Origin of the sequence: Dysosmobacter segnis (assembly GCF_014297285.1) — a bacterium.
Lineage (GTDB): Bacteria > Bacillota > Clostridia > Oscillospirales > Oscillospiraceae > Oscillibacter > Oscillibacter segnis.
Genome location: NZ_JACOQI010000043.1, coordinates 1 through 7217, shown reverse-complemented (window position 1 = coordinate 7217; position 7217 = coordinate 1). Strand labels below are relative to the sequence as shown.

Annotated in this window: 6 protein-coding genes; all 6 read left to right on the top strand. The window is 44.5% G+C overall.

Annotation, left to right across the window (positions count from 1 at the left end; all coding sequences use genetic code 11):
* Positions 1–315: 315 nt before the first annotated feature.
* The 6 genes from H8Z83_RS18270 (at position 316) to H8Z83_RS18245 (ending at position 7050) form a co-directional block, all read left to right on the top strand.
* Entirely contained in the window at positions 316–999 is a 684-nt protein-coding gene (locus H8Z83_RS18270; RefSeq protein WP_187016361.1) for a response regulator transcription factor, read from the top strand.
* A complete protein-coding gene (locus tag H8Z83_RS18265; protein ID WP_187016360.1) occupies positions 996–2027 on the top strand; it encodes a sensor histidine kinase in 1032 nt (343 codons plus the stop codon). Before H8Z83_RS18270 ends, H8Z83_RS18265 begins: the two co-directional genes overlap by 4 nt.
* Positions 2028–2168: 141 nt before the next feature.
* On the top strand, positions 2169–2834 hold the full coding sequence (locus tag H8Z83_RS18260; RefSeq protein WP_005335790.1) for an ABC transporter ATP-binding protein: 666 nt from the start codon (positions 2169–2171) through the stop codon (positions 2832–2834).
* 15 nt (positions 2835–2849) lie between these two features.
* Positions 2850–5360 (top strand): ABC transporter permease, encoded by a 2511-nt coding sequence (locus H8Z83_RS18255; RefSeq protein WP_187016359.1) that lies wholly within the window; start codon positions 2850–2852, stop codon positions 5358–5360.
* 580 nt (positions 5361–5940) lie between these two features.
* Complete coding sequence (locus H8Z83_RS18250) at positions 5941–6351, top strand: sigma-70 family RNA polymerase sigma factor (protein WP_187016358.1); 411 nt, start codon at positions 5941–5943, stop codon at positions 6349–6351.
* Between the two features lie 432 nt (positions 6352–6783).
* Complete coding sequence (locus tag H8Z83_RS18245; RefSeq protein ID WP_054328128.1) at positions 6784–7050, top strand: DUF6870 family protein; 267 nt, start codon at positions 6784–6786, stop codon at positions 7048–7050.
* The last annotated feature ends 167 nt before the right edge of the window (positions 7051–7217 follow it).

Genomic DNA, 7217 nt, shown 5'->3' with positions numbered 1-7217 from the left:
TCTTGCACGCTTGATGGCGAGCCCTATATCGTGAAAATCAAAGCGTCTTTCATCTCGTTCTATCTTCATAACATCACCTGATATGATTTTACATTTCATGTGATATTATTTGAACGACTGTGTATTTCATACTACTGACTATTTAATTTCACATACGCAAAATTGATGATCGCGGAAATGTGAGGTACAATATACCTATAACTTTGGGACAATTTGTCCCGAAGATCAGAGGTTGGTATCTAAAATAAAATCAGAAATATTGTGAGGTTTCTGTGACATTTGGGTGCTATACTGAAAATGAAGGAGTGTGATACCATGCGAATTTTAGTAGTCGAGGATGATCGGCTTTTGAATAATACTTTATGCTATAACTTGAATACTGCGGGCTATACGGTTGATTCTGCACTGACAAAATCAGTGGCCAGTAGTTTCTTGACAAAGCAGGACTATGACCTGATTGTGCTGGATGTAAATTTGCCGGACGGGAACGGTTTTGACTTCTGCCGGGAAATAAAAGAGCGTCGCCCTGATACCGTTATTATTTTTCTGACCGCAAATGATATGGAAAGCGATATGCTCAAAGGGTATGAACTGGGCGCAGAGGATTATGTGACAAAACCTTTCCCTATGAGCGTCTTTCAAAAGAAATTAGCGGTAGTGCTGGGTAGGCTGACAAAACAATATGGTGGTGATACTTATGAGGATGGCACACTGACCATCAATTTTTCAGAAATGAGTGCTACTCTATCAGGAAAGCCACTTACATTCACCCCACTGGAATATCGACTTTTGAAAATCCTGATGAAAAATCCGCAGATTGTTTTGACCCGGCAAGTCTTGTTGGAAAAGCTGTGGGACGCAGACAGAAATTTTGTGGATGAACACGCTCTGACTGCGGCGATCAGCCGGGTACGAAACAAAATCGAAACACCTGACCGTCAGTATATCAAAACGGTATATGGTATGGGCTATATATGGATCGGAGGAGTGCTGAAATGAATGTGCGAAAACTTTCCGTCAACAAAGCCTGTATCTTTTTTGCTGTTCTCCTGCTGGTGGCAATGGGGACGGTTTCAGCAGCTTTGTATGGGCTGACCCAAAATATAACCGCTGTCTGGTATGTATTATTGTTCGGCATTTTTGTGCTGGTTTGCGCTGTTTGTTTTATGGTGCTGGTTCGCCGCAAACTGGCAATGTTCTCCGATGCTTTTTGCAGTTTAATGGATGATATGTTATCCGGGAATATGCAGCCGAAACAGACTGTGGAAGAAGAAAGTCTTTTCTATAAAATTGAATATCGGCTGAACCGTTTATATGAAGTCATGCAGGAAAACAAGAACGGCATTGCACAAGAACGGGCTGACCTGCAAGAACTGATTTCCGACATCTCCCATCAGGTCAAGACCCCGATTGCGAACTTGAAAATGATTAACAGCACTCTGCTTGAAAATGAAGTCCCTGTGCAAAAACAAAAAGAGTTTCTAACGGCACAGGCCAGCCAGCTTGATAAACTGGATTTTCTCATGCAGGCTATGATTAAAACCTCTCGTTTGGAAACAGGTGTTATTTCTCTGAAAAAGAAAAGCCAGCCGCTTTATGACACGCTTGCCGCCGCATTGGGAGGTATTCTTCTGAACGCCGAGAAAAAACAGATCAATGTTCAAGTGGACTGCCCGGAGAACTTGGTCGTTTCCCATGACAGAAAATGGACAAGCGAAGCACTGTTCAATATTTTGGACAATGCAGTGAAATATACGCCGGAGGGCGGTCAAATCCGTGTTTCGGTTGAAAGTTGGGAAATGTATGTGAAAATCGACATTGCAGATACAGGCATTGGCATTTCAGAACAGCATCAGGGAGCAATTTTCAAGCGTTTCTATCGAGAGGACATCGTACATGATGTAGATGGAATTGGTATTGGTCTATATCTGGCTCGTGAGATCGTAACCTTGCAAGGCGGTTATATCCGGGTAACATCCGAGGTTGGGAGGGGTTCAACTTTTTCCGTCTTTCTGCCTCGACAATAAAATAAGTACGCTAAAAAACAAAATGTCACAGGCCTATGACATTTGAGATTTAATTAAACAGAGGTATTTTGTTTCCCGTGACATTTCTGTGAGGTTTACCTTTTATGATAGAGCCATCAAAAAGAAAGGGTGGTGTTCTATATGAACATATTACAAACGACAGATTTGAAGAAATATTACGGCACCGAACCGAACATTACAAAAGCATTGGATGGCGTGACCCTATCCATTGAGGAAGGTGAATTTGTTGCCATTGTTGGTACTTCCGGCAGCGGTAAGTCTACTTTGCTGAACATGATGGGCGGGTTAGATACGCCAACTTCCGGCAGTATTAAAGTAAAAGGGAAAGAATTATCGAAACTCAAGGATGAACAGCTTACCATCTTCCGCAGACGTAACATCGGGTTTATCTTTCAGAATTACAATCTTGTTCCTGTGCTGAATGTCTATGAAAATATTGTCCTGCCGGTGGAGCTGGATGGTGATACCGTGGACAAGCGGTTTATGGATGAAGTCGTGAAAATGTTGGCTCTCGATGGGAAGCTGAACAGTATGCCTAACAATCTGTCCGGCGGCCAGCAGCAGCGTGTAGCGATTGCCCGCGCCCTTGTTTCCAAACCAGCTATTATACTTGCAGATGAACCGACAGGCAATTTGGATAGCCGGACAAGTAGTGATGTTCTTGGTTTGCTGAAAGTTACAAGTCAGAAGTTCCATCAAACGCTTGTAATGATTACCCATAACAATGAAATTGCCCAGCTTGCCGACCGAATTATCCGTATTGAGGACGGAAAAATCGCACAGTGACAGGGGGTGACATTGATGGATGATATTTTATTTGGGAACAATAATCAGGCAACAATCAATCGTCTTGCCAAAAGAAGCTACCGCGCTAATAAGCAGAGAAATGTTTTCGTTACCATCACATTATTCTTGACCGCCTTTATGATTACATCTGTATTTAGTTTGGGGTGCAGTTATTTTGAAACCTATCAAATGCAGCAAATTCGTGCGATGGGCACGACTGCGGATGTGGCAATTACAAGCCTCTCAGAAGAACAATATGAAGAATTGAGCCGATCCAGCTTGGTATCCGTAGTTGGTGTCAGTCAGAGATTGGGCAGCATTGATACATCTGGAATGGACGATGCCCTGCTGAGTATTACTTGGATAGACGAAACAGAATGGCAAGAACACCGTGTACCAACAATTTCGGATATACACGGAGATTATCCGCAAGCAAAAAATGAAATTATGCTCCCTACATGGGCTTTGCGTGCAATGGGGATTGATGATCCACAGATAGGGATGAATATTTTCCTTTCCTATCAACTCGGAACAGATTATCAATATATCTCCGATGAATTTGTTTTGTCGGGCTATTACATAGATTATTCGGCTTCACGTGCAGGCAACCGTGGTGCCGCTTATGTTTCGGAGCTTTTTGCAACACAAACAGGGCTTCCCTTTGATGGTGTGTCTACCGCAATGATTTCTTTTTCTGATGGCAGTAATGCCCTGCGATCCTGTGAAAAACTAAAACGGAAGATTTCGTTTACAGAAAGTCAGTCCTTTGAAATTGTACCTATTGCTCAGAGCAATTCCACCACAATTGTTCTTCCACTGGCTGCTATTATCGTCTTTATCATTATCAGCGGCTATTTGCTGATTTATAACATTCTGTATATCTCAATTTCAAGAGATACACAATTCTATGGACAGCTTAAAACGATAGGCACGACAAAAAGACAAATCAAGCGGATCGTGCGTTCTCAAATATTCAGAACGGCGGTGATCGGTATTCCCAGCGGCCTGATTGTCGGTGGTATTGTTTCGCTTGGACTTGTTCCGTTTGCCATGAATATGATGTACTCAAGCGATACAGAGCTTGGGGAGATAGTGTCCTTTTCCCCCATTATTTTTGCGGGTGCCGCAATCTTCACATTTTTTACTGCAATCATCGGCAGCATGAAACCAGCGAAAATAGCTGCAAGTATTTCTCCTGTTGCGGCTTCACGCTATACGGAGGCAAATACAAGGAGTTACCGAGATCATAAGAGCCATAGAACAAAATTATCTCGGATGGCACGAGATAATATTTTTAGAAACCCTAAAAGCGCTTTCCTTACTTTTGCGTCCTTATTTTTAGGCTTAATATTGTTTTTGGTTTCTGCTGGTCTACTATCAAGCCTAAGTCCCGACAATTTTGTAAATCAATGGGGAGAAAGTGATTTCGCATTGACTTACAGCATTTCCGAAGAAGGAAACCTGCTCACTGATGAAATGTTGCAGCAAATTGAAACAATGCAGGGAATTGAAAATCTGCGCGTCACTTATTCTGCTTCACCGTGGCCCACTATGGATGTCATTTACGACGAAAATGTATTCGGGAAATATATTGATTCCTTGGATGGCGTATCAGGTCTTGATCTTTCAAATGCGGAAACACGAAAAAACTATACAGATAATTTTTGGAGCGGCGTTTACGGAATAGATTCCAGATATATCGAAGAACTTAATAAAACGCTTGATAAGCCTATTGACTTAACCGCCTTTGAAAAGGGAGAGTTGGTGGTTTTGCCCGCTATGACGGATGATGAGGGAAACCTATTGATTCAGCCAGGGCAAGCAATCACCGTTGTCGGTGAGTCCGGGGAACAGGTCTTTACAGTGGCAACTGGCTTTCTGAACGCTGATTTTCAGAGTGGTCGAGGAAATGAGAGAGGTACTGCCCCTGATTTGTATATCAGTGAGCAGGCAATAGAGAAGTTGTCTGGAGAAACCAAAATCTTTCGGATTGCTTTTGATACGATTGATAGCAGTTATGACAAAGGGATTATGGAGCAGCTTCAATCCATTACTGCTTCGTCACCGGGCATTACGATTCTGTCACGATATGAAAAGCAGCAAGAAATGGCCGGATATTTGCTGACCTCAAGGATTATAGCCGCAGGGTTGTCCGCTGTATTTTTGCTGATAGGAATTATGAATTTCATTAACACAATGGTTGTTAGTGTAAATACTCGGAAACATGAATTTGCAACACTTGAAAGTATAGGAATGACGAAAAAGCAAATTAGAAATGTATTGCTTTGGGAAGGCGGGTATTATTGGAGTATTTCTTTCCTACTGCTTGCCACACTGGGAACAGCGATATATATTCCAATATACTCAGCCTTTAGAAGAATGGTTCCTTATGCAGCTTTTCACTATCCTGTAATTTCTCTGTTGGTTGTCGCAGCTATTGTTTTGCTGGTCTGCTTGGCAACCCCCGTCATAACTTTCATGCAAAATGTTAAGCAAAGCGTTGTAGAGAGACTGCGGCAGAATTAAATATTTGCGATGAAAACCGGGAGATTATTCTCCCGGTTTTTCAAATCTCACAGGTTCGTGAGATTTCAGCCCATTATTCTGTCGAAACAGCGTGTGTCAGTGACATTTCTGTGAGGATTGCTTGTTAAGATAAGCGCAAAAGGAACAAGCTGCCGCACGACGGCAAAAGAAAAAAAGCCGTCGTACAGCAGCCTATCAACACGCCCATTTGAAACGGCGGCTTTGATTTTCAGAGCCGCCGTTTCTTTGCGTCTACACAAACCAATGACGACTTGTAGGGACACGGTAGCCGATGGGAGGTTATTTTGCCGTGTTCATTTTATTATTTCATTGTTCGCGTGATCTGCACCAGCTAAAAAAAGCGTAGCCCCTCCGTCGGAGCAGTTCGGTTTTGAACATGAAATTAAACAGTACATAACCGATAATACTTTTTCGTGCGCTTGTGCGGCCTTGTGTCGCACAGGCGCATTTTGCTTTCCAGACTTCGAGACAAAGTGTCCCGAGGTGCGGTGCCGTTCTCCGCCGTTGCTCCATTTCGTTTCCGACCAACCCCGAACAAACTGAAATGGAGGATTTTACGATGACTACTATCAATTTGAAAGATTTTTATTATTGGTACACGCAGGATCAGCTTATCGAAGTTTCTGACGAGGTGGCCGAGGTATTCAAGGCCGATGCCCGCTATGAAATGGCCTACCAGCGGCGGCTCTCCCGGCATAAGGCGCAGTATTCTCTGGACTGCGATGACGGGATCGAATATTCTGCCTGCCTGCATGAGCCAACGCCCCAGGAGCTTCTGGAGCGCATGGAGCTGTTCATCCGTCTGTGGAACGCACTCAACTCTTTACCGGAGATCCAGGGCCGCAGGATTGATGCCCACATCATTCTCGGAAAGAGCATCAAGGAAATTGCCGAGGCCGAGGGCGTACACGAGGAGTCTGTCCGCCAGTCGATCAAGCGTGGCCTTGAGCGCATGAAAAAAACTTTTTGATTTTTTCATTTTCCCCACTTGGAAATGATGAAAAAATGTCTCGGTTTATGAAAGAAGATATTCTTCTTTCCGCAGATAAACAGCGGCGGCCCCGGGCATAGTCCGAGGAGCCGGACGGCGGGTGCGCTGTGACTTTTTCTTTGGAAGAATGAGCGAACAACGCCAACGCCGCAACTGGGCTGGGCCAAGCCACGGCCACGATCCGGCATAGGACAGGCTGGCCGCCTGTCTCCCCAGCTGCCCTCTTATCTGCGAGGGAACGCCGCTCTGAGTATGGTTGTCTTTGGACAGGGCAAGAAAATGGGAGCGGCGTTCTCTATTTTATACTTACATGGAGTGAGACAAGAGGGCAGCATCGTTTAGGTGCTGCCCTCTTGCGTTTCCCCACGATATGCGGGAGGCGTATCCTATTTTTGATAAGGAGGTTTTACCGTGAGATTAACGGCAAAGGAACTGGAACAAATGAAAAGCGTTGACATCGGCGCAGTGGCTCCCGAGTCCCTGCCGGATGTGAGCGGTATGGCCTTTGACACCTCTCTCCCCCGGGAGGAGCGGATCGCTCTGTTTTTGCAGGCGGTAGAAAATCCATACTGCTTTTGCATCGGTGGGATCGGTGTAAAGATTGAATTTGCGGAAAGCGGGCCGTCCTTGCAGGACACACTGACGGACTTCCTGCTCCGGCAAAAAAGCGGGCTGTAACTTCGGTTACAGCTCGTTTTGCTTCTTCGAGACAAAGTGTCCCGAAGTGGAGGCATCCTTGTTGTCCTCCCCGGACAGAGTTATAATATAAGTGTAATGTGATAGGGAAGGAGGAACAATGGCACGAGCAAAAAACAGAGGGTATCAGCAGAGTTTCTCTCCCTCTT